Annotated in this window: 14 protein-coding genes; 10 read left to right on the forward strand and 4 right to left on the reverse strand. The window is 37.4% G+C overall.

Annotated elements, in window-relative coordinates; all coding sequences use genetic code 11:
• Nucleotides 1-136: 136 nt before the first annotated feature.
• Both C9J51_RS02920 and C9J51_RS02925 read right to left on the reverse strand, forming a co-directional pair.
• On the reverse strand, nucleotides 137-4,051 hold the full coding sequence (locus C9J51_RS02920) for an AsmA family protein (protein WP_107274852.1): 3,915 nt from the start codon (nucleotides 4,049-4,051) through the stop codon (nucleotides 137-139).
• Nucleotides 4,052-4,285: 234 nt separating this feature from the next.
• The gene (locus C9J51_RS02925) at nucleotides 4,286-5,128 is read right to left on the reverse strand and encodes a MurR/RpiR family transcriptional regulator (RefSeq protein WP_045040077.1); all 843 of its coding nucleotides are present in this window, start codon (nucleotides 5,126-5,128) and stop codon (nucleotides 4,286-4,288) included.
• 197 nt (nucleotides 5,129-5,325) lie between these two features.
• Here C9J51_RS02925 and murQ point away from each other — a divergent pair, with 197 nt between their 5' ends.
• Nucleotides 5,326-6,231 carry an N-acetylmuramic acid 6-phosphate etherase gene (murQ, locus tag C9J51_RS02930; RefSeq protein ID WP_045040078.1) on the forward strand — a complete coding sequence of 302 codons (906 nt, stop codon included), beginning with the start codon at nucleotides 5,326-5,328 and terminating at the stop codon, nucleotides 6,229-6,231.
• A 76-nt stretch (nucleotides 6,232-6,307) separates the two neighbouring features.
• Here murQ and mltC read toward each other — a convergent pair whose 3' ends face one another.
• Nucleotides 6,308-7,438, reverse strand: a complete 1,131-nt coding sequence (mltC, locus tag C9J51_RS02935) for a membrane-bound lytic murein transglycosylase MltC (protein ID WP_045040079.1) — start codon at nucleotides 7,436-7,438, stop codon at nucleotides 6,308-6,310.
• A gap of 417 nt (nucleotides 7,439-7,855) precedes the next feature.
• Here mltC and katG point away from each other — a divergent pair, with 417 nt between their 5' ends.
• The 8 genes from katG to C9J51_RS02975 all read left to right on the forward strand — a co-directional run bounded on the left by katG (nucleotide 7,856) and on the right by C9J51_RS02975 (nucleotide 16,754).
• Nucleotides 7,856-10,039, forward strand: coding sequence for a catalase/peroxidase HPI (katG, locus tag C9J51_RS02940; RefSeq protein ID WP_045040080.1), 2,184 nt, complete (start codon nucleotides 7,856-7,858; stop codon nucleotides 10,037-10,039).
• A 507-nt stretch (nucleotides 10,040-10,546) separates the two neighbouring features.
• On the forward strand, nucleotides 10,547-11,431 hold the full coding sequence (locus tag C9J51_RS02945; RefSeq protein ID WP_045040081.1) for a hypothetical protein: 885 nt from the start codon (nucleotides 10,547-10,549) through the stop codon (nucleotides 11,429-11,431).
• Nucleotides 11,432-12,004: 573 nt separating this feature from the next.
• Nucleotides 12,005-12,373: a hypothetical protein gene (locus tag C9J51_RS02950; RefSeq protein ID WP_045040082.1), complete on the forward strand. Its 369-nt coding sequence runs from the start codon at nucleotides 12,005-12,007 to the stop codon at nucleotides 12,371-12,373.
• Nucleotides 12,374-12,416: 43 nt separating this feature from the next.
• Entirely contained in the window at nucleotides 12,417-12,839 is a 423-nt protein-coding gene (locus C9J51_RS02955) for a VOC family protein (RefSeq protein ID WP_045040083.1), read from the forward strand.
• Nucleotides 12,840-12,885: 46 nt separating this feature from the next.
• Nucleotides 12,886-13,416 carry a phosphoribosyltransferase gene (locus C9J51_RS02960; RefSeq protein WP_045040084.1) on the forward strand — a complete coding sequence of 177 codons (531 nt, stop codon included), beginning with the start codon at nucleotides 12,886-12,888 and terminating at the stop codon, nucleotides 13,414-13,416.
• 275 nt (nucleotides 13,417-13,691) lie between these two features.
• Nucleotides 13,692-14,699: a transposase gene (locus C9J51_RS02965; RefSeq protein WP_107274853.1), complete on the forward strand. Its 1,008-nt coding sequence runs from the start codon at nucleotides 13,692-13,694 to the stop codon at nucleotides 14,697-14,699.
• A 383-nt stretch (nucleotides 14,700-15,082) separates the two neighbouring features.
• Nucleotides 15,083-15,730, forward strand: a complete 648-nt coding sequence (locus tag C9J51_RS02970; protein WP_107274854.1) for a hypothetical protein — start codon at nucleotides 15,083-15,085, stop codon at nucleotides 15,728-15,730.
• Nucleotides 15,731-15,989: 259 nt separating this feature from the next.
• Complete coding sequence (locus C9J51_RS02975) at nucleotides 15,990-16,754, forward strand: TerC family protein (protein WP_045040085.1); 765 nt, start codon at nucleotides 15,990-15,992, stop codon at nucleotides 16,752-16,754.
• 71 nt (nucleotides 16,755-16,825) lie between these two features.
• Here C9J51_RS02975 and C9J51_RS02980 read toward each other — a convergent pair whose 3' ends face one another.
• A complete protein-coding gene (locus C9J51_RS02980) occupies nucleotides 16,826-17,398 on the reverse strand; it encodes a cytochrome b/b6 domain-containing protein (RefSeq protein ID WP_107274855.1) in 573 nt (190 codons plus the stop codon).
• A gap of 198 nt (nucleotides 17,399-17,596) precedes the next feature.
• Between C9J51_RS02980 and C9J51_RS02985 the strand changes: the two genes are divergently transcribed.
• Nucleotides 17,597-19,438 carry a hybrid-cluster NAD(P)-dependent oxidoreductase gene (locus tag C9J51_RS02985; protein ID WP_107274856.1) on the forward strand — a complete coding sequence of 614 codons (1,842 nt, stop codon included), beginning with the start codon at nucleotides 17,597-17,599 and terminating at the stop codon, nucleotides 19,436-19,438.
• Nucleotides 19,439-19,619 lie beyond the last annotated feature (181 nt).

Consider the following 19,619-nt stretch of genomic DNA (forward strand, 5'->3'; position numbering starts at 1 on the left):
TGACAATATATTTGATGTCTTTATTACATCATAGTAAAGATTGGGATTCTTTATTCTAAAACAACAAAATAAAAAAAAGATGGATTATAAATCCATCTTTTAATGTTAAGTATTGAGCATTTTTTAAGTTAATAATTTATTGTGCTTGCCAAATTCGCTGGCATTCCGCGCTCCCATTTGCTGCAATAGGTTTTTCAAATAGCCATTGTAAAGGGGCGACGACAGGGCTGGTTGTAAACCGTATTGAGGTCTCAAAAATGGCAGAGAGCGGTATTTCAAGATTAAACTTCTCAAACGTACCATGCACTTCTACAGGGGTTTGTAGGCTAAATATTTGTGCTCTTTTAGATCGTGGCGATAGATACAAGTTAAAGTCATGTTTTTTATAGCTAGCATCAAATGCGCCGTGAACCTGAATGCGTGAGGTATCAAGCAATAAATCACGTTGTTTTATATTGCCATTATGAACATTAAATCCGCCAGCAACACAGTTGAGTACCGAGTTATCTTTGGTGGTAAATGTCGGTAATACAGCATCGGCTAAACTCACCGCCCACAGATCGATGAGATTCGCTTGATAAGCTTTAGGCCATGCCGCAAACCCAATAAAACCATTGGCATTATTCATTAAGTTTTCTGGTGTATTAGCAACACTGCTTAAATCAAATTTGGCACTGATCTTACCGTGCATATCAGTTTTAGGATCGATACGACGGGCGATAATGCCGTAATCAAAATTCTTCACCAACCCATTAAGTTTGATGGCAAATTTATCCCCTTTAGGCGCAACAGAACCATCAATATTGATATCACCACCGGGTAATTGAATATGCAATGGTTTCAGCGTTAATAGACCATTATGTAAGGTCCAATCCAATCTACCAGCGCCGAGCCAATCTTTACCTGAACGAACATTGCCGACGTTTAGTTTAAAATCAGCATTGAATAAATTTAATCCCTGCGGGCTGATAACATTCACGGGTTGGTTTTTAACAATAAGCTTATTATTTTTTTGGTTCTCAGGTAGCCATGCTTGCCAGTGTTTAAGTTTGAAATCATTAAGTTGAATAAACGGAGCATTCAGTGCCAATTTAATCTCAGGGCGATGGCGGTCATCACCTTTAAGGGGCGGTAAAAAATCACCACGGCCTTTAAGTGTGCTGCTACCGACTTTGATGAGCATGTCACGCAAATGATAACCGATATTATCCATTGATAATGATGCCAAGACTTTTACGGGTCCATAAGGGGGTAACTTGATCCCTGTAAAATCATCAAAGCGGTTTAAGTTGGGTGTTGTTGCTTCAAAACTAAGATTGAGATTTTTAGGATCAATCGGCAATACGACTTGCGATTGAGCATTAAATTTGATGTCACCTATGTTGGCATCTAGTTTAACGGGAATCGATTTACGGCCATCATTGGCTTGTTGTAATGATACTGAATCAAGGTTAATGGCAACGGGTTTATTTGCTGCTCGGCCATCAAGGGTGAGGTGGGTTGCAGTATTGGGGCCAGTAATAAAATGCCCTTGATTTAGAGTAATATTAAAGGCTTTACCCGTGTAATTATCAGCAAGTTTTAATTGACCGCCATTAAGCTGAGCATCAATTTTTGCTTGTTCCATTAATTCTAATAGTGTTTTGCCTGATAATGAGACGGCAAGTTTGGCGCTATCTAAACGCATATCGAAATGATTAATGATATTAAATTGATGTAAAATTCGACCAATATCAGGTCTATTTACCGCTAAGTGTAATTGTGAATTAATGATCTGATTATTAATATCAAACGCGATATCACCACGATAAACGCTGCCCGCATAAGTCGCACTAAACGGGGATGTACTGAGTTTACCATTTCTAATTTGCCCCTTAAATGCCATGTTATTGACTTGCTGTTGTGCCCATAACATTTTATCAACGTGCAAATTAACATCAGCATCTGCAATAACGATTTTATTGCTTAAAATAGGCACATCAAGATTAACCCCTTGGGTAGGGACTGTTTGTTCAACTTGAGGCAAACTTGCTTTATTAACAAACTGACTTAATTGGGTGAAATCTAATGTTTTAAATTGGCTGTTAAGTTTTAAAAAATGATGATCTTGTTGTGCTCGCCATTGTAAATTTAATTTTCCCTGACTGTTAAGTAGAGCGACATCAGGAATATTAAGATCAAGCCATTGACCATTGTTGGTTAGCTTACCGTTGAAATTAATTTCACCGTGCATAGCGGCACGGGTACCTAACCATGGGCTCAGTTTTCCAGCATCGTTACTGTGGACATTAACATCAAACCAGCTGCCTTTTTTCCAGTCAGTGTTAACTAACTTTCCTTGCGCTTTTACATCTAACACTGGGCTAGAAAAGTGCAATGATGGTGTCCAGTTACGATGATTAATAATGTCAGATAATGTGCCTGCTTTTGCCGTGATATTAACAGGAATATTCATTATTTTGCCAGTAACATTAGAGCTGAATGGTTGTTCCATACCCGAATGTAATTGTGCTTTATCAATTGCGAATGAGGCTTTAGCGCCCCAGTCGACATTGGCGTCATTAATAATGAGTCCAAGTTGACTGTTATCTAACCATTGCTGTAATTTTGTGCCTTCGGTTGTCAATTGCAGTTGGGCATTTTTAAGATGACCTGTCGCATTTGGTAATCCTGAAATCCAGCCTGCCATTTCGCCTAATGATGAGTTTTTAGCCCCTAAAGTAACGTCAACGTTGGAGGTCGATTGCGTTGCATCAATACTCGCATTACCTTTAAAGGCAACATTGGCAATATTGGCTGTCATCGGTGCAGATAATTTACCTTTTTCACCGGTAATCTTGAGTGAAATTCCGTTAACGGGTGTGCCTAGTCCTTTGATTTTACCAATAGTTAATCCAAAGTGAGTTTGGGTTTTTACTAGCCATTGGTCTAAGGCTTTTTGTAATGGTGATTGTGGTGGCGCAGCGGCATACATGGTTGCTCGCATCATTTGTGGCTGCGGTTGTAACCATGGACGAAGATCAATCACTGGAATATTTAATTTGCCATCAATCATATTTAATTGTTGGGAATTTTGTGCAAAACGTACATTAACATGACCATTTGCAGACGTGATTGGGCTACGAACTTGAATGTTATCGAAAGCAAAGCCTTTATTTGATGCACTCAATTCGGTGGTAATTGATAATGGCGCAACATGTTGTAAATCGAGACCGAGAAGGTGTGAAATTTGATGGGTGTTTTTCCATTGTAAACTGATGTTTGCGGTTGAATCATCATCACTACTGAACGGGGTAATGTTGGCGTCAATATCTAATTCAGCACCTGCAAAACTGCCTTTGGCAAATAATTGCCCGTGTTGGTTATTAATCAGTTTTTGTAAATCTCCCGTTAATGAGAGATTATATTCACTGCCAATGGCATTACCTTTAGCGACCAATAACCATTTATCGGGCTTTGTTAACGCGAGATGATCAAGGTAGCCGCTGTAATACGTTCCTTTTGCTTGGTCTTGATAGTTAATATGAATTTTTTCAGCGTTAATGTCATTACTTAATATTAATTTGAATGCTGACGATTTTGATGCTTTCTGCGGTGTGGTCGGTTGGTTAAAGATCCAGTTTTCATTGCCTTGTTGATCTCGAAGTAAGTCTAACGAGATATCTTTTAGATTAATATAATCAATCTTGAGTGTATTTTGTAACAACGGCAAGACGGAAATCTTAGCTGCAATATAGCCAGATTTTAGCATGGGCTGCCATGGCATTGATTTTAAATTAGCAATGGTAACGTCACTTAGTTCTATTTCAGGACTAAATGAAAGAGTGACAGCCATGTTGCCTTTAATCTCTGTTTGTCGATCGAGGGTTTTAGTTAACCATTGATTGATGTCGTTACGATGTGAACTAAGATCAAGCTTAACGCCATATGCGAGTACGCCAGATACAGTGATAATAGGGGTTAATAGTGCGATCAATGTCCATAGTGCCACTTTTTTTAATGTCTTTTTTTTGTGGGTATTAGACGTTGTTTTGGGGGTATCTTGAGTCATTACTTATTCAGTTTCTATCCGTAGTCATGAAAGACAAATCCAGCAGTGATTATTTGTAAAAGGGTGTTTTACTTTTTTATAGTTATCGCTGGAGCATTATTTATCAATGTTATTATACAGTGTGACATTCCGCTCTGTCTGTGGTTCCATTCTTTTTTCGTATTTCGATGTTTATAAATGCATAACTGTCGTGTTTTTAGCAACAATATGACGTTATGCAGATCTTAAATTAATTTAATTATTATTTGAGGAATTATTTTTGAGCGATTGTTGTGCAATAGCCATAAATAATAGATCGGTTAAGGTCTGTTGTGCTGCTTGCAATGCAATTGAATAATTATATTTTTGAGAGTCGCTACACATTGATGTTTCTACCGCTAAAGTATCAAGTGTAAATTGTGCCAGTTGGCGCAATGTAGTCGAGTAAGGGGACGTTAAGGTAACTAATGGTACGCCATTTGTTTTTGCATGATGGGCTGCCAATAAGACATTTTGATGAGGACTTTCTTCGCCAATAATGCACAACACATCACAGGGTTGTAGTGTTTGTACTATGGTCATTTGAAGGTGAGTCTCTTGTTCTGCAATTACAGCCATACCAAGCGTGAGTAGCTTGGTACTAAAATCTTTAGCAATAAGCGTTGCATCGCCTAAACCGATTAATTGAATACGCTGAGCATGAGTAAATAAAGCCACAATTTTTTCAAAAGAGAGTGTATCAATGGCATGGGTTGTTTCAATGATAGCATCTGTTTTTTGATGAGCTAATTTTTGCGCAATAGTAATAAAAGTATCGCTCTGATTAATTTGATCGTGTAATTGTTGTGGATTATTACCAATGGCTTGTTGACGATCTAATTCTGCAATTATGGCACTTTTGAATGCCGGAAAACCTTTAAATCCTAGCTTTTGAGTAAATTTAACGATGCTTGATTGCCCAACATTGGCTTGTTGTGCGAGTTGCTGCGATGACAGCGTTACCACTAATTTGGGTTGTTGCAATATTAGTACGGCAATTTTTTGGGCGCTAGGTGATAACTGTGGTTTGATGTTAGCAATATTGGCAAGGATCGTCATAGGTTTGGTTGTTGTCGAGGTGGTGGTGTTAGCATAATCGATAGCTGTAAATAAAAGTATGATGATTTTGTATTTATCGGCTTATTTACTTGCCTGTTTATTCATTCAATCGTGATGTTTTGAATGTGAAATTATTATTTAATAGCAACATGAATACGTTATGCTATCACTAATGTTATTGATTTTAGAGCGTTACCATGCAAATTGATTTAACGAAATTAGTTACTGAAAGCCGCAATAATGCCAGTGAAGCGATAGACACATTATCAACGTTAGAGATGCTGAAAGTTATCAATAATGAAGATAAAAAAGTCGCATTGGCTGTTGAACAAACATTACCCGCGATTGCTCAAGCCGTGGATGCCATCGCTGCTGCTTTTTCACAAGGTGGACGGTTAATTTATATCGGAGCGGGAACATCGGGCCGATTAGGTATTCTTGATGCAAGTGAGTGTCCACCAACGTATGGTAGTGCGCCTGAGCAAGTGGTGGGTTTAATTGCGGGTGGACATCAAGCTATTTTAAAAGCAGTTGAAAACGCAGAAGATAATGTTGAAATGGGCGCTGATGATTTAAAAGCGATCCATTTTTCAGCCAAGGACGTGTTGGTTGGGATCGCCGCCAGTGGACGTACTCCTTATGTGTTAGGCGCGATGGCTTATGCGCGTTCAATGAATGCAACGGTTGCTTGTGTGAGTTGTAATCCTCAAAGCCCGATGACTGAGGCTGCTGATATTGTGATCACGGCTGTTGTGGGGGCGGAAGTTGTCACGGGATCGTCTCGAATGAAAGCGGGTACAGCGCAAAAGTTAGTGCTTAATATGCTCACAACTGGCGCTATGATTCGACTTGGTAAAATTTATGGCAATCTGATGGTAGATGTAGAAGCAACCAATGCCAAATTAGTTGAACGTCAAAAACAGATTGTGATGCAAGCCACTGATTGTGATCGTGAACACGCTGAAATTGCGCTTAATGCGTGTGAGGGTCACTGTAAAACAGCGATTGTGATGATTTTAACGGGTGTTGATAGTGATACTGCGAAGGTACTTTTACAGCAAAATAAAGGTTATATTCGTCTTGCAATTGCTGAACGTAGTTAAGACATAATGTAATACCGATAAGTTAAACACACACTATTATTGTGTGTTTAACTTAAAAAATTATATTGATATTTAATCACATTGCTTCAAATTCTTTTTGAAAATTGAGTACTTTTTCTAAATAACGTCGCGCTTCAGCTTTAGGATGTTTGTTCGTTAATGCCCAATAGGCTTGATTGGGTTGTAAGTTGTTAAGATCCTTCATCGCTTGTTTTCTATCAACATCAAAGGTTGCTAGAACGCCACCAGTACCACCGTTATAAGCTGAAATCATGGTGTAATGTTTTGTTGTAGGGTGTTGAACTTCTTTTAAGTAACGATTTTTCAAAATATAAAAATAAGCAGTGCCAGTATCAATATTATTGGCAGGATTAAATAAATATTCTTTGGTTGGAATACCGGGTTTATTTTTAACCAAATTAAATACATCCGCACCCGCTGTTTTAGGAATAACCTGCATTAATCCATAAGCACCTGCATGGCTGACGGCATAAGGATTAAAGCTACTTTCTGTTTTAACTATCGCGTAAATTAAATTTTCATCAATATCGTAGCGTTTAGCCGCTTGACGAATAAGATCGGCGTATTGATATTCTCGCTGCTCAAGGTGGTCTTCTACCATATCAATTTCAACATAGTATGCCGTACCGCGTTGGAGTTGTTGGGTTTTTAATTTATTCGCTATTAAATAGTCAGCATATTGACCTGCACGCCATGGCCATTGAATATCTTGGTTTTGATGATCTTTTACTTGGCCTAATAAAAAAGGTTTACCATTAAGAGGAATGGATTTATCGCTAAAGATATCAACTTGAGATGGATCCGCTGGCATTAATAATGTTTCTTCAATCGCTTGTTTGAGAGCGTGTTGAGGGGCATTGTTAGCAACGGTTGAGACATAAATTTTACCATTATCAAAATCAATATGTGCACGAGTGCGATAGCCATCAAAGTATTTCACATAACGGTGTTTACCCGCCTGTAAATAATTATCGTCACCCCATTGCTGTTTAACTTGGCTCTCAAGGTATTTTAATAATGCTTGGCGTTGGGTTTCAGTCAGTGCGATATAATTATTATTATCATTAGTATTATTATTGCCAATATCAATTGATGGTGCACAATTATAAATACAATCAGGTGTGGGTGTTGATGAACATGACACTGTTAATAAACAAGCAGCAATTGTGAGCCAAGCCTTTTTCATTATTATCCTTAATTTTTATGAATAATGGATCTGCCTCTAAAATATCAATAACATTTTGTGATACGAAGTACGTAATGACATTGATTATAAGTGCTTAGTTTACCTAAGGTATTTATTTCTTGGTGAAGAATGTTTTTATGGTGTCGATAAAATCTATCTATCGGTTACGTGATTGTTTTTTGATAACTATTACCTATTGAACTGATAGAAAACTAATATTGTCTTTATTTCTTTTAGTGTTATAAATTAGCTCCAACGAATAAACGAGCCGCCAATGTCAGTGGATAAAATTAAGTTATTAGATTTTATATTTACCCACAAAAACAACGTTACTATGTTTTTTGATTAGGCTATGTTTATACACAATATGATATTTAATGATTATCAATAATCATACGAACAATTAGGATAATAATAATGTCAAAATGTCCATTCAATCAGACACAAACGGTTAATCCATCAATTAACCCTGGTAATGGTACTTCTCCTAGCGAGTGGTGGCCAAACCAACTAAAATTAGGTTTACTTCACCAACATAATGTTAAATCAAACCCAATGGGTGAAGATTTCGATTATGCAGCAGCATTTAAAACATTAAACCTAGAAGCAGTTAAACAAGATCTTCGTGATCTAATGACTGATTCACAAGATTGGTGGCCTGCTGACTTTGGTCATTATGGTCCTTTCTTTGTTCGTATGGCTTGGCACAGCGCAGGTACTTACCGTACTTCTGATGGTCGCGGTGGTGCAAGTACTGGTAACCAACGTTTTGCGCCTCTAAACAGCTGGCCTGATAACGTTAACCTTGATAAAGCACGTCGTTTAGTTTGGCCTATCAAACAAAAATACGGCAATAAAATCTCTTGGGCTGACTTAATTATCCTGACTGGTAACGTTGCTCTAGAATCAATGGGCTTTGAAACTATCGGTTTCGCTGGTGGTCGTGTTGATATCTGGGAACCTGAGCTAGACGTTTATTGGGGTAAAGAAAAAACATGGTTAGCTGATGATACTCGTTACGAAAAAGATGACGCAGTACGTGAGCTAGAAAATCCATTAGCTGCTGTTCAAATGGGTCTAATCTATGTAAACCCAGAAGGTCCAGACGGTAACCCAGATCCACTACTTGCAGCTGATGATATTCGTCAAACATTTGCTCGTATGGCAATGGATGATGAAGAAACTGTAGCGTTAATCGCTGGTGGTCATACATTTGGTAAGACTCACGGTGCTGGTGATGCAGCTCAAGTTGGTGCTGAACCAGAAGCGGCTGCTATTGAAGAACAAGGTTTCGGTTGGGCATCAAGCTACGGTTGTGGTAATGCTGCTGATACTATTTCAAGTGGCTTAGAAGTAACTTGGACTACAACGCCAACACAATGGAGCAATGGTTTCTTCCACAGCTTATTTAGCCATGAGTGGAAACTAGAGAAGAGCCCAGCTGGCGCGCACCAATGGATCGCTAAAGACGGTCGTGATGAATACCCAGATGCATTTGGTGAAGGTATGCATCAAGGCACAATGCTAACAACAGATATCTCATTACTTGTTGATCCTGTTTATGCGAAAATCTCACGTCGTTTCTACGAGAACCCAGAAGAATTTGCAGCAGTATTTGCTCGCGCTTGGTTCAAATTGACTCACCGTGATATGGGACCTCGTGCTCGTTACTTGGGTTCTGAAATTCCAACACAAGAATTCATCTGGCAAGATCTGATCCCTGCTGTTGAATATGATGTTGTTAACGATGCTGATATTGCAGCATTAAAAGTAGCAATCGCAGATTCTGGCTTATCAGTTCGTGAGCTTGTATCAACAGCATGGGCATCAGCATCAACATTCCGTGGTTCTGATATGCGTGGTGGTGCTAATGGTGCACGTGTTCGTTTAGCCCCTCAAAAAGATTGGGTAGCTAATGAGCCAGCTCAACTAGATAAAGTATTAACTGTACTTGAAAGCATTAAAGCAAACTTCGCTAAAGAAGTGTCTATTGCAGACTTAATTGTTCTTGCTGGTGGTGTTGGTATTGAAATGGCAGCTAAAAAAGCGGGCCGTGATGTATCTGTACCGTTTGCTGCTGGTCGTGCTGATGCAACTCAAGCACAAACTGATGTAGATTCTTTCTCTGTTCTTGAGCCTATCGCTGATGGCTTCCGTAACTTTGAAAAAGCAAAATACACAGTTGCAATGGAAGAATTGCTTCTTGACCGCGCACAGTTACTAACCTTAACAGCGCCTGAAATGACAGTGTTAATTGGTGGTATGCGTGTTCTTGATACTAACTATGAGCACAGTGAGTTTGGTGTATTCACCGACCGTAAAGAAACATTAACCAATGATTTCTTTGTAAACTTACTTGATATGGCAACAGTATGGAAACCAACTTCTGTTGACCAAGATATCTTCGCAGGTACTGATCGTAAGACTGGCAATCAGAAGTGGATGGCAACACGTGTTGACTTAGTATTTGGTTCTAACTCTCAACTACGTGCAATCGCTGAAGTATATGCTTGTGCTGATGCAGAAGAGAAGTTCACTAATGACTTTATCAATGCATGGGTTAAAGTAATGAACGCTGACCGTTTTGACCTTAAAAAATAAGGTTACAACTCGGTAGTGTCACTACTAGATAATATTTAATGAAGAGGCGCTGATTATCAGCGCCTCTTTTTTTATGGCTGCTATTCCGTCATTGCTTAACTTTCCCGTCATTTTTCTACTATGACGACCAAACTTCCCCCGATATTTCTTGCCTACAATGAATGCGAACCATCCACCGTCATTCCCTATAGTGAATGCCCGCGAGAGCGATAGGGAATCTACTATTAGCGCGTTGTAGAGTGACTATTTCATTGATATTGACGTTCTATATTGCTGTTTGATACAGATCTTTTGCATCGTGATGATTATTAGCAGAAAAACCACAAACTAAATGGCAAATGCTCGATTTTGTGATGATTATCGATATTTATAAGTAAAAATGTATCTGATTTATAATGTTTTTTATATTATGCAGAGAGAAATACGGGCGCATGTTCAAAGAACAAATTCGGGCAAGTTGTTAATATAATAAGTTGTTATATTTAAAAAGTAAGCAAAGAGTAAATAATGATTAAGTTTACATTGATAGAAAATTCCTTAGATTCCATCAAGTCTGGTATGGATTACCTTGACTATGCAGAGCGGAAACAAAGCCCAAGCCACTATAAAAAGGCACTTCTTTCACTTTTTCAAGGTGCAGAGTTAATTCTTAAAGAAATCTTAGTACAGATAGATCCAATAATTATTTTTGATAAAAATTCATTGTTTCGTAATTGTAAATCACCACTTCAGCCAACCATAGAGGAGTTATTCGACTGCAAATCCATCGATATTAATGGCATTTGCCAAGAACTTAAAAATCATTATCCGGAACAATTTCAAAGAGCGAATCTGAAAGTTATTCAAGATTTAGCTAAAGAGCGCAATAAAATTCAGCACTTTGCGTTTGAAACTACCCCAAATGACTTGAAAGCATCATTACTTAAGCTCTATCTAATGGTTATAAAACCAGCGATGAAAATAGCGGGCGAGAAAGCTGCATTGGATACATTTGTCGAAGGGATCAATAGAATAAACTTTGATGAACAAGCAACAGATGTAGAAGAATCATTCTTAAACGTTAACAAGCGAGATGAATTTACAAAAGGTGGTTGTTGTCACTGCGAGAACTATTCACTCTTCGTAATCTACGATGGCGAGTCATTTCCAATTGCTTGTTATTGTACGACTTGTGGTTTTGAACGTACTAATATCGATATGTCAGAGTTTTATGACTGTCCTGAGTGTTCGGCTCCTTCGGTAATTTATGATGAAAAGCTGGGAGCTGGTATGTGTCTTTGGCATAGATGTGCCGATTGTATGGAATCAGTTAAAACAGACATGGTTCCATGTGATGACTGCGGTGGGTATCTGATAGAGGACTCTTGTTTTAACTGCACAGTCGAAGATTAAATATAACAGATAAAGGATATGTGTCACGCAGCTGACACCTATTCAAGTATTGAACAAGTCCGACCCGCTTTAGAAGTAAATATTGCGAATATCATTAAGGGTGATGCTGATAAGAAGTCGAGCGTTATCCTTGGCGTGAACCAATCAATTTACGTTATTGATTTATAATTAGAACCTCTTTAATTATTACGTGTTAATGCCATTATCCTTATTATTTTACGCTTTTATCTGGGGCGAAAAATATCCGTCATTCCTTACAGTGAATGTCCGCTAGGGCGATAGGGAATCTACCATCAGCGTGTTGTAGAATTACTATTTCATTGATGTCTTTTAAGCTCGATCACGTGATGAATAGATCACGGATAGCTCATGCTTCGCTTCCGAGATGACGAATAATAACCAATCCCAATTTTGTGATTGTTATCGTATTCTATAAGTAAAAATGTATCAGATTTATAATATTTTTGTATTATTTCGAGGACAATACGGGCTGAGTTCAAAGATCAAATATGGATATATTATTAATATAATAAACTATTATGAGTTTAATTAAATTTGAAGGAAATAGTTCAGATGGTAGCAGTGATTGAAGAAAGAAAGCGTGGCGTTTGGTTAACAGCATTCTTGATTTTAATGGTGGTCGCAAATGCCTTGTCTGTATTTAATTATTTTTTAAATCCAGACATGGTCATAACTGCATTTCCAAATATATCGTTAGGGTTAGTTTATTTACTAGGTAGTGTGTGCCTGCTTAATGTATTTTTAGCGATTGGAATATGGATGTGGAAAAAGCGAGCAATATATGGTTTTTATATTGTTGTCATCTTCGGTCTTTTAATCAACCTGTATATTGGTGTTGGGCTAATTGGCTCACTGTCTGGTTTAATGGGTGGTATTATTTTGTTTTTGGTGACAAAAAAGAAGATGCAGTATTTCGTATAATATTGTTAGCATTTAGATGTAAGAAAATAACAGGATAATATTAATGAAACAGTCAATCATCCATGTTGCTTTAGTTGTGAAAGATTATGATGAAGCCATTGATTTCTATGTGAATAAGTTGAAGTTTGAATTGGTTGAAGATACTTATCAAGCTGAGCAAGATAAACGGTGGGTGGTTATTTCGCCTCCTGGTTCAAAGGGAATGACGTTATTGTTGGCACGCGCATCAAAACCAGAGCAAGATAATTTTATTGGTAATCAATCTGGTGGGCGAGTCTTCTTATTTTTAAGTACGGATGATTTTTGGCGAGACTATAATCGTATGGTTTCTGACGGCATTAAATTTGTTCGTGAACCACAAGTTCAAGATTATGGGACAGTAGCCGTTTTCGAAGATCTATACGGTAATCTTTGGGACTTATTGGAATTAAGTGCCGATCATCCAATGGCGATTAGAACGCTATAACAAATAAAGATGGTGTCACTCAGTTAATAAAAATTAAGGATGTTTGATGAAAAATAATTATATTGGTGAATTGGTTTTAAGCCAGCAGCAAATCAAAGAGGGTGTAAGTATTGTTGCTAAAAAGCTGAATGAACGTTTTCAAGATGCGGTCATTATTAGTGTGGTTCCCGGTGGTATATTGTTTACAGCAGATTTAGTTCGTGAATTAACGTTTGATATTTGTATGGATTATATTTCATGTCCACATACACCCGGTGATAGTAATAATAATTCGAAGATTGTTTATCATCATAATATTAATATTGAACATCGAGACGTGATTGTGATTGATGATGCTATTGAGTCGGGTGGTACAATGAAACGCTTAATCCAGCATATTTCAGATAATTATCACGTTAATTCATTATCTATCGCGACACTGTTTGTTAAGCCAAGTCGGGTTGATATTGCTGTGCCTCAATATTTTGCGTATGAAATGAAAAATGATGATTTGCTTGTAGGTTATGGTTTACCGTGGCAAAACAAATTAAGAAACGTGCCTTATGTCTCAAAATTGGTTAATGAAAACGAGAAATAAAAGAGGAAAAAATAGGACACCCATAAGTTTTTTTCTAAATAATACCTCGTCACACCGACCCAACGTGTTGAATAGATAGAGGTATTATTTTAGCTAGAACCAATAAATCCATTACATTTAGTTACATTTGATGTGTGTTCATTTTCCGTATTTAAAAAAATAAAGGACAGCCATATCCTTGCACATCAATCATGAGAAAATAAAGGACAGCCATATCCTTGCACATCAATCATGAGTAACTACACTTAAGCTTCAAGTTGCTTATGGTGAAACGAATGACAATCTCAAGACGGAAATTGATCGAGCCTCAAATCACGCCTTTTTATCATGTAATTAATCGCTGTGTACGGCGTGCATATTTGTGTGGTGACGATCCGTATAACGGCAAAAACTATCATCACCGTCGAGGTTGGATAGTAAATAAAATCAAACAATTAGCAGCTGTGTTTTGTATTGATGTTTGTGCTTATGCGGTGATGAGTAACCATTATCACTTGGTGCTAAAAATAGATACTGAGCAACAACAAAAGTTAACTCAAGAAGCGGTGATATCGCGTTGGTTACAGTTATTTAATGGCCATCCTATTGCGGTTGATTTCTTAAAAGAAGGGCAAATAGGCGCAGATAAACAACAAGCATTATCAAATTTAGTGGTTGAATGGCAACAACGATTAGGCAGTATTAGCTGGTTTATGCGCTGTCTTAATGAAGAAATTGCCCGCAAAGCCAATAAAGAAGATCAATGCAAGGGGGCGTTTTGGGAAGGACGGTTTAAATCTCAAGCTTTGCTAGATGAACAAGCATTATTATCGTGCATGATGTATGTTGATTTAAATCCTATTAGGGCTGGTGTTACACCATCACTCGAACAGTCTGATTTTACTTCAATTCAGCAGCGCATTCGTGAATATCAGCAACCGAAAACCTCCGCTAAACAATCACCATCAAATAAAGGTCATTTTCAATTATTACCCTTTGTTGGTGCTGAACATCAGGAAAAAATAGCAGGGATACACTTTGCTTTTTCCGATTATCTCGAACTTATTGATTGGACTGGTCGCTGTATTCGAAATGATAAAAAAGGTTTTATTGCATCTAGCCAACCAAAGATTTTGCAACAATTGGGAATAACGCCTGATGCTTGGCTTGAGCATAGTGAACAATTTATGGAACATTATGCCAATGTAAGTGGCAAATGGTCCCGAATGTGTGCTTTCAAACAACATGCTGGTGGGCATTGGTGCAAAGGGAAATCAGCGAGTAATCAGTTACATCCTAATTAGATATAGATTCTTAGTATGAGATAAAAATACCGCAATAACTGTCAGGATTGTGGGTTTTGTTGATCCTGAAATATGGGAATAGGATTGATTAAACAAAGAATTTAAATAATAAGCTGCAATTTTTATAGTAAAAGAGTTTGTTGTTGGTGGAATAGTTTATTTTTTGGAGCGCTATTTAAGAACTGAAATATTTGGCTGTCTAAATTAGCTCTTTAAATTAGCTCATAACTCATGCGTTTACCCTGATGCCATTATTTGATATGTTACTATTCGCTTCTTCTTATCAAGAAGCATTGATATTGTTATCTACGTTGGGTGAAGAGGGCATAGTGTCTATATGTCGCGCAGTTGATGCCTATCTAAAAGCAATGGGTATTTAGATTATGAGAAAGATAAAACGGTTTTTAATTCTAGCTATTAGCGTGATTTTTATTGCAGCAGGAGCCGTAAATCAAGGATTTAGCAGTTTTTTTCTTTCTTTACCTTTTGTCATTATTTTTATTTATGCGTTGAAGGGTGTTTTAATAAAAACGAAAATAGTTTCGATTATTATTGCTGCTATTATTATAATGCCATTAGCTTGGAAACACGAAAATAATAAAATCATATACCCTTGGATTGGTAATGAATTTATTGCGAGTTGTGGTTGGGAGGCAATACAATACGAAGAAAGTTATACTGGATATAGCTATGAAACATTAGTATATAAAGGCGCTGACATTAATGAAAAATATGTAATTAGTAAACGATCCGTTCCTTGTGATGTAGCTTGGGAACTAACTCGTGTATTTGTACACCACCCAGATCTAAATACATTGTATTATCCTGTATTTTCTATTGCTGGTTATGAAAGTACAATATCTGGATATGAATTAAATAATGCTTTTAAATATCAATTTCTGAAGCATCGTCAAATAAGCTCTTCTAATGAACTTCAATCTAAATGGACGAATAACTTAAGTTTGTTAATGTTGTGGCCAGTAATACCAATATTGTTATCTAATAATTGTAATTTTTTTGTCTGTATTTGATTGTTTTTAAATTCATACATGATTATAACTACGTTTTAAAATGCATCTTCCCTTATGATAAATAAGGATATATGTTGCTAAGCCAACATTTTAACGTGAACCAATAAATCCATTACATTTAGTTACATTTGATGTGTGTTCATTTTCCGTATTTACTGCTCAAATACAGCCTCATTCTTTATTGAGGTATCAAAACACATATGGACGACCCCTCGAGTTGTTCTTTAATTCCTAACTCCTTTTCTATGGAGTTTGTTCAATGCTAGAGTTATTTCTTCAGCCTGAAGCGTTAATGATCTTTGCGACCCTATTTGCACTTGAAGTGGTATTAGGCGTCGACAATATCGTATTCATCTCTGTACTTTGTGAACGTCTCCCACTACATCAGCGTAAAATGGCGCGTAATCTAGGTATTGCGTTGGCTGTTGTTGCCCGCATCGGATTAGTGTTTTCTATTAGCTGGGTAATGTCATTAACACAACCATTAGTGAATGTGTTGAGTTATGATTTTTCTGGGCGTGATCTGATCATGATTGGTGGTGGTGCATTCTTATTAGCGAAAAGCTTAAAAGAATTGTGGATGTGCTTTAGTCACACCCATCAGCAACAAGCAAGTACAGTAAGAGCCGGTATTGCATTAGTGTTATTGCAGATTGTCGCCGTTGATGCGGTCTTCTCAATGGACTCTGTGATCACTGCGGTGGGTTTAACCAGCGAAGTTCCATTGATGGTTGCGGCTATTTTAGCGTCAGCAGTTATTATGGTGTTGTGTGCTGAGAAAATTAACGATTATGTGATGCGTTATCCGGGATTGAAAACGTTAGCACTACTGTTCTTAGTGATGTTGGGCGGTATGTTAATGGCAGAAGGGTTTGCTATTCACTTGAACAAAGGATATGTGTATTTTGCGATGGCCTTTGGTTTAATTATCGAAACTTGTCATATTGTGCTTAAAAAGCAGAATAAGAAAATAATTAGACGGGTATATCCTCAACCCTGTGGTTGGGCGGTAAAAGCCAAGTAAGCCTTAAATAAAAACGCAGAGCTAGAAGCTCTGCGTTTTTTATTGTCTTATCTATTTCTTTCTTCTAAACATTAACTAAAACGTTTACGTTCCACAAAGAAATGCAGTAACGCCATACCACCATGACCAATTAAATAAGCTTCAATTAGCCCTGTTAATGATTTATGTATTTCGCGCGCTTCGTTGGCATAAGGAGAATGGCTTAACCATAACACTAACCAAACTAATGCTGCCGTTTCAATTAAGATTAATGCACCAATACCTAAACCTTGAATAATATTACCTAAGCCTTTTTCACGAGGTTCAGGTAACTTTCCTTTCATTATCTGCTTTATATCATCTTTTAAAACAGCATTATCACCGAAAAGATACGGAAAAAATTGTCGAAATGATTGTTTAGTTAGCATGAAAATAATCATACCAATGGTAGCAAGTATGGTTAATGAGCCAAGAATAATATGCAACCACAAGAAAATAGTATTAGACATGCCTACTTTTACGGCACCAGCATGCGTCATATGTACTAAATTACTGTTTAATATTTGAAGAATAATTAATCCAGCAAGCGTGGTATGCAGATGACGCAGACCAACGTTAGGAAAGTAGTGGGTAATATAACGCCAAAAAGAACGTAAAAGGGGCATAGCGTCTCCAAATAACAATATTGATAGTATGAATAATACAAACGGAATTTTTATAAATTTAGCATAAGCTGTAATATTGTATACGTAATAAATTACTGTCATAACGAAAAATAATTATTCATTAATAATGATAAGGGTGTCTATTTGTCTGTGAATATTAAATAATTACTCTAGGTTTTGTTAATATTGTTTTTATATATGGAGATTCCCGTGAGCCAATCCTTAGTCGTACCGACATTATCACAGATACATGTTTATCCAGTAAAATCGACAGCAGCATTAACACAATCTCACGCTTGGGTAGAAAAGCAGGGGTTAGCCTTTGATCGTCGTTTTATGGTAGCGAGTGACGAAGGTGCGATGATCACTGCCCGTAAATATCCACAAATGGTAAAAATCACTGCAACACTAACGATGACCGGATTAGTGCTGCAATACCCAAATAAAACCGATTTAGTTTTACAGTATGCTGATTTTGCAATGGTTGATGTGCCAGCGACTGTGTGGAATGATAATTTTAGTGCTTACACAACAACGGTGATCGCGAATCAATGGTTTAGCGATATTATTGGTCATTCGGTGCAGTTACTTTTTTGTGGTCAACAATCTAATCGAGTACGCTCAAAAATTGGTCATAATGTTAGTTTTGCCGATGGCTATCCATTATTGGTCATCAGTGAGGCCTCATTGGCTGCGTTAAATGAACGTAGTCGTGACCATCACACCATGGCGCAGTTTAGAACTAATTTAGTGGTGTCTAATACTGATGCCTTTGCTGAAGATGAATGGAAACGGATCCGCATTGGTGAGGTTGAGTTTGAAATTGTTAAACCTTGTGCGCGGTGTATTCTAACAACTGTAGATCCACTAACTGGCGAGTTTAATGCGCTAAAAGAGCCATTAAAAACCATGGCGACGTTTCGCGCTGATGCGGCAGGAGATGTCTTTTTTGGACAAAATTTAGTGGCTTTAAATGAAGGTATGATTCGCGCAGGGGATGTCATTGAAGTTTTAGAAACGCAACCCAAACAAGTTTATGTTGATAATGCTGAAACTAAGTTATTACTTACTTGCGTTGAACGAGAAGACATTGCCGCTGATTTTACAACGTTTTGGTTTGAGTCTCATCAGCAATTACCGTTACCGCCTTATTTACCAGGGCAGCATTTGCCGTTACAACTTGAGATTAATGGTGAGTTTATTACTCGCTACTATACGTTATCTTCCAGTCCGTCTCGCCCTGGGCGTTATGCTATTTCAGTAAAACGAATTGATGATGGCCGAATTTCTAATTGGTTACATCAGCATTTTCAGGTTGGGGATGTACTTGCTGCTGATAAACCCGGTGGTGATTTCCACTTAGGGATTCATACTGATAAGTTATTATTATTGTCTGCGGGAAGTGGTATTACGCCGATGCTATCTATGCTGCGGTATTTATCTGATAACGATAATATTCGTGATGTTGTGTTTTATCATCAATGCAGCACTGAAGCGGATATTCCCTCACTACAAGAATTACATCAACTTGAAAAGATGCACCCATCGCTTGATTTACGGATTGTGCTTAGCCAGCCACGACGAGATTGGCAAGGTGAGTCAGGGCGACTAAGTTTGAGCCATTTAGCAATGATCAGCGATTTAGATCAGCGCCAAGTGTTTGTGTGTGGCCCCAATGCCTTTATGGATACGGCTAAAAAATTATTATTGAAAATGGGCGTATCTCCTGCACGTTATCATCAAGAAGCATTTGGTCCTTTAGGTGGGTCATCAACATCAAAACAAGCTGTAAAGCTTAATATTGATGGCCATATTTTTAATGGTAATAATCAGCAAACGTTATTAGAACAAGCAGAGACTGCGGGTGTTGAACTTAATTATGGCTGTCGTGCTGGTTTTTGTGGCGCGTGTAAAGTAACTTTAACTTCGGGGCAGGTTGAACAGCCTGATGTCCCTGCGTTATTACCGCAAGAAAGGCAGCAAGGTAAAATATTAGCATGTTGTTGTATCCCTAAAACAGATCTTAAAATAACAAAATAAGTCTTTATCTTGAAAAAAGAGCATTGATATTATTGTCATTGCTCTTTTATTTTACTGTTTAATAAATTGTTATTTAAAATTTAAATAGTGGATGCTTTATTTGTGGTGATATTTAAAAATAAACGGCACTAAACAGTAAATAATGAATATTTCAGTAATTGATCTAAAACAATAAAACCAT

This window comes from Photobacterium iliopiscarium (genome assembly GCF_003026395.1).
In the GTDB taxonomy this organism is placed as follows: domain Bacteria; phylum Pseudomonadota; class Gammaproteobacteria; order Enterobacterales; family Vibrionaceae; genus Photobacterium; species Photobacterium iliopiscarium.

Excerpts from the sequence above, each read along its gene's own strand:
- C9J51_RS02980 (WP_107274855.1), bottom strand. The coding sequence starts at position 17,398 with ATGCCCCTTTTACGTTCTTTTTGGCGTTATATTACCCACTACTTTCCT.
- C9J51_RS02950 (WP_045040082.1), top strand. The coding sequence starts at position 12,005 with ATGGTAGCAGTGATTGAAGAAAGAAAGCGTGGCGTTTGGTTAACAGCA.
- C9J51_RS02975 (WP_045040085.1), top strand. The coding sequence starts at position 15,990 with ATGCTAGAGTTATTTCTTCAGCCTGAAGCGTTAATGATCTTTGCGACC.
- C9J51_RS02960 (WP_045040084.1), top strand. The coding sequence starts at position 12,886 with ATGAAAAATAATTATATTGGTGAATTGGTTTTAAGCCAGCAGCAAATC.
- C9J51_RS02925 (WP_045040077.1), bottom strand. The coding sequence starts at position 5,128 with ATGACGATCCTTGCCAATATTGCTAACATCAAACCACAGTTATCACCT.
- C9J51_RS02920 (WP_107274852.1), bottom strand. The coding sequence starts at position 4,051 with ATGACTCAAGATACCCCCAAAACAACGTCTAATACCCACAAAAAAAAG.
- C9J51_RS02955 (WP_045040083.1), top strand. The coding sequence starts at position 12,417 with ATGAAACAGTCAATCATCCATGTTGCTTTAGTTGTGAAAGATTATGAT.
- katG (WP_045040080.1), top strand. The coding sequence starts at position 7,856 with ATGTCAAAATGTCCATTCAATCAGACACAAACGGTTAATCCATCAATT.
- murQ (WP_045040078.1), top strand. The coding sequence starts at position 5,326 with ATGCAAATTGATTTAACGAAATTAGTTACTGAAAGCCGCAATAATGCC.
- C9J51_RS02985 (WP_107274856.1), top strand. The coding sequence starts at position 17,597 with ATGGAGATTCCCGTGAGCCAATCCTTAGTCGTACCGACATTATCACAG.
- C9J51_RS02945 (WP_045040081.1), top strand. The coding sequence starts at position 10,547 with ATGATTAAGTTTACATTGATAGAAAATTCCTTAGATTCCATCAAGTCT.
- C9J51_RS02970 (WP_107274854.1), top strand. The coding sequence starts at position 15,083 with ATGAGAAAGATAAAACGGTTTTTAATTCTAGCTATTAGCGTGATTTTT.
- mltC (WP_045040079.1), bottom strand. The coding sequence starts at position 7,438 with ATGAAAAAGGCTTGGCTCACAATTGCTGCTTGTTTATTAACAGTGTCA.
- C9J51_RS02965 (WP_107274853.1), top strand. The coding sequence starts at position 13,692 with ATGACAATCTCAAGACGGAAATTGATCGAGCCTCAAATCACGCCTTTT.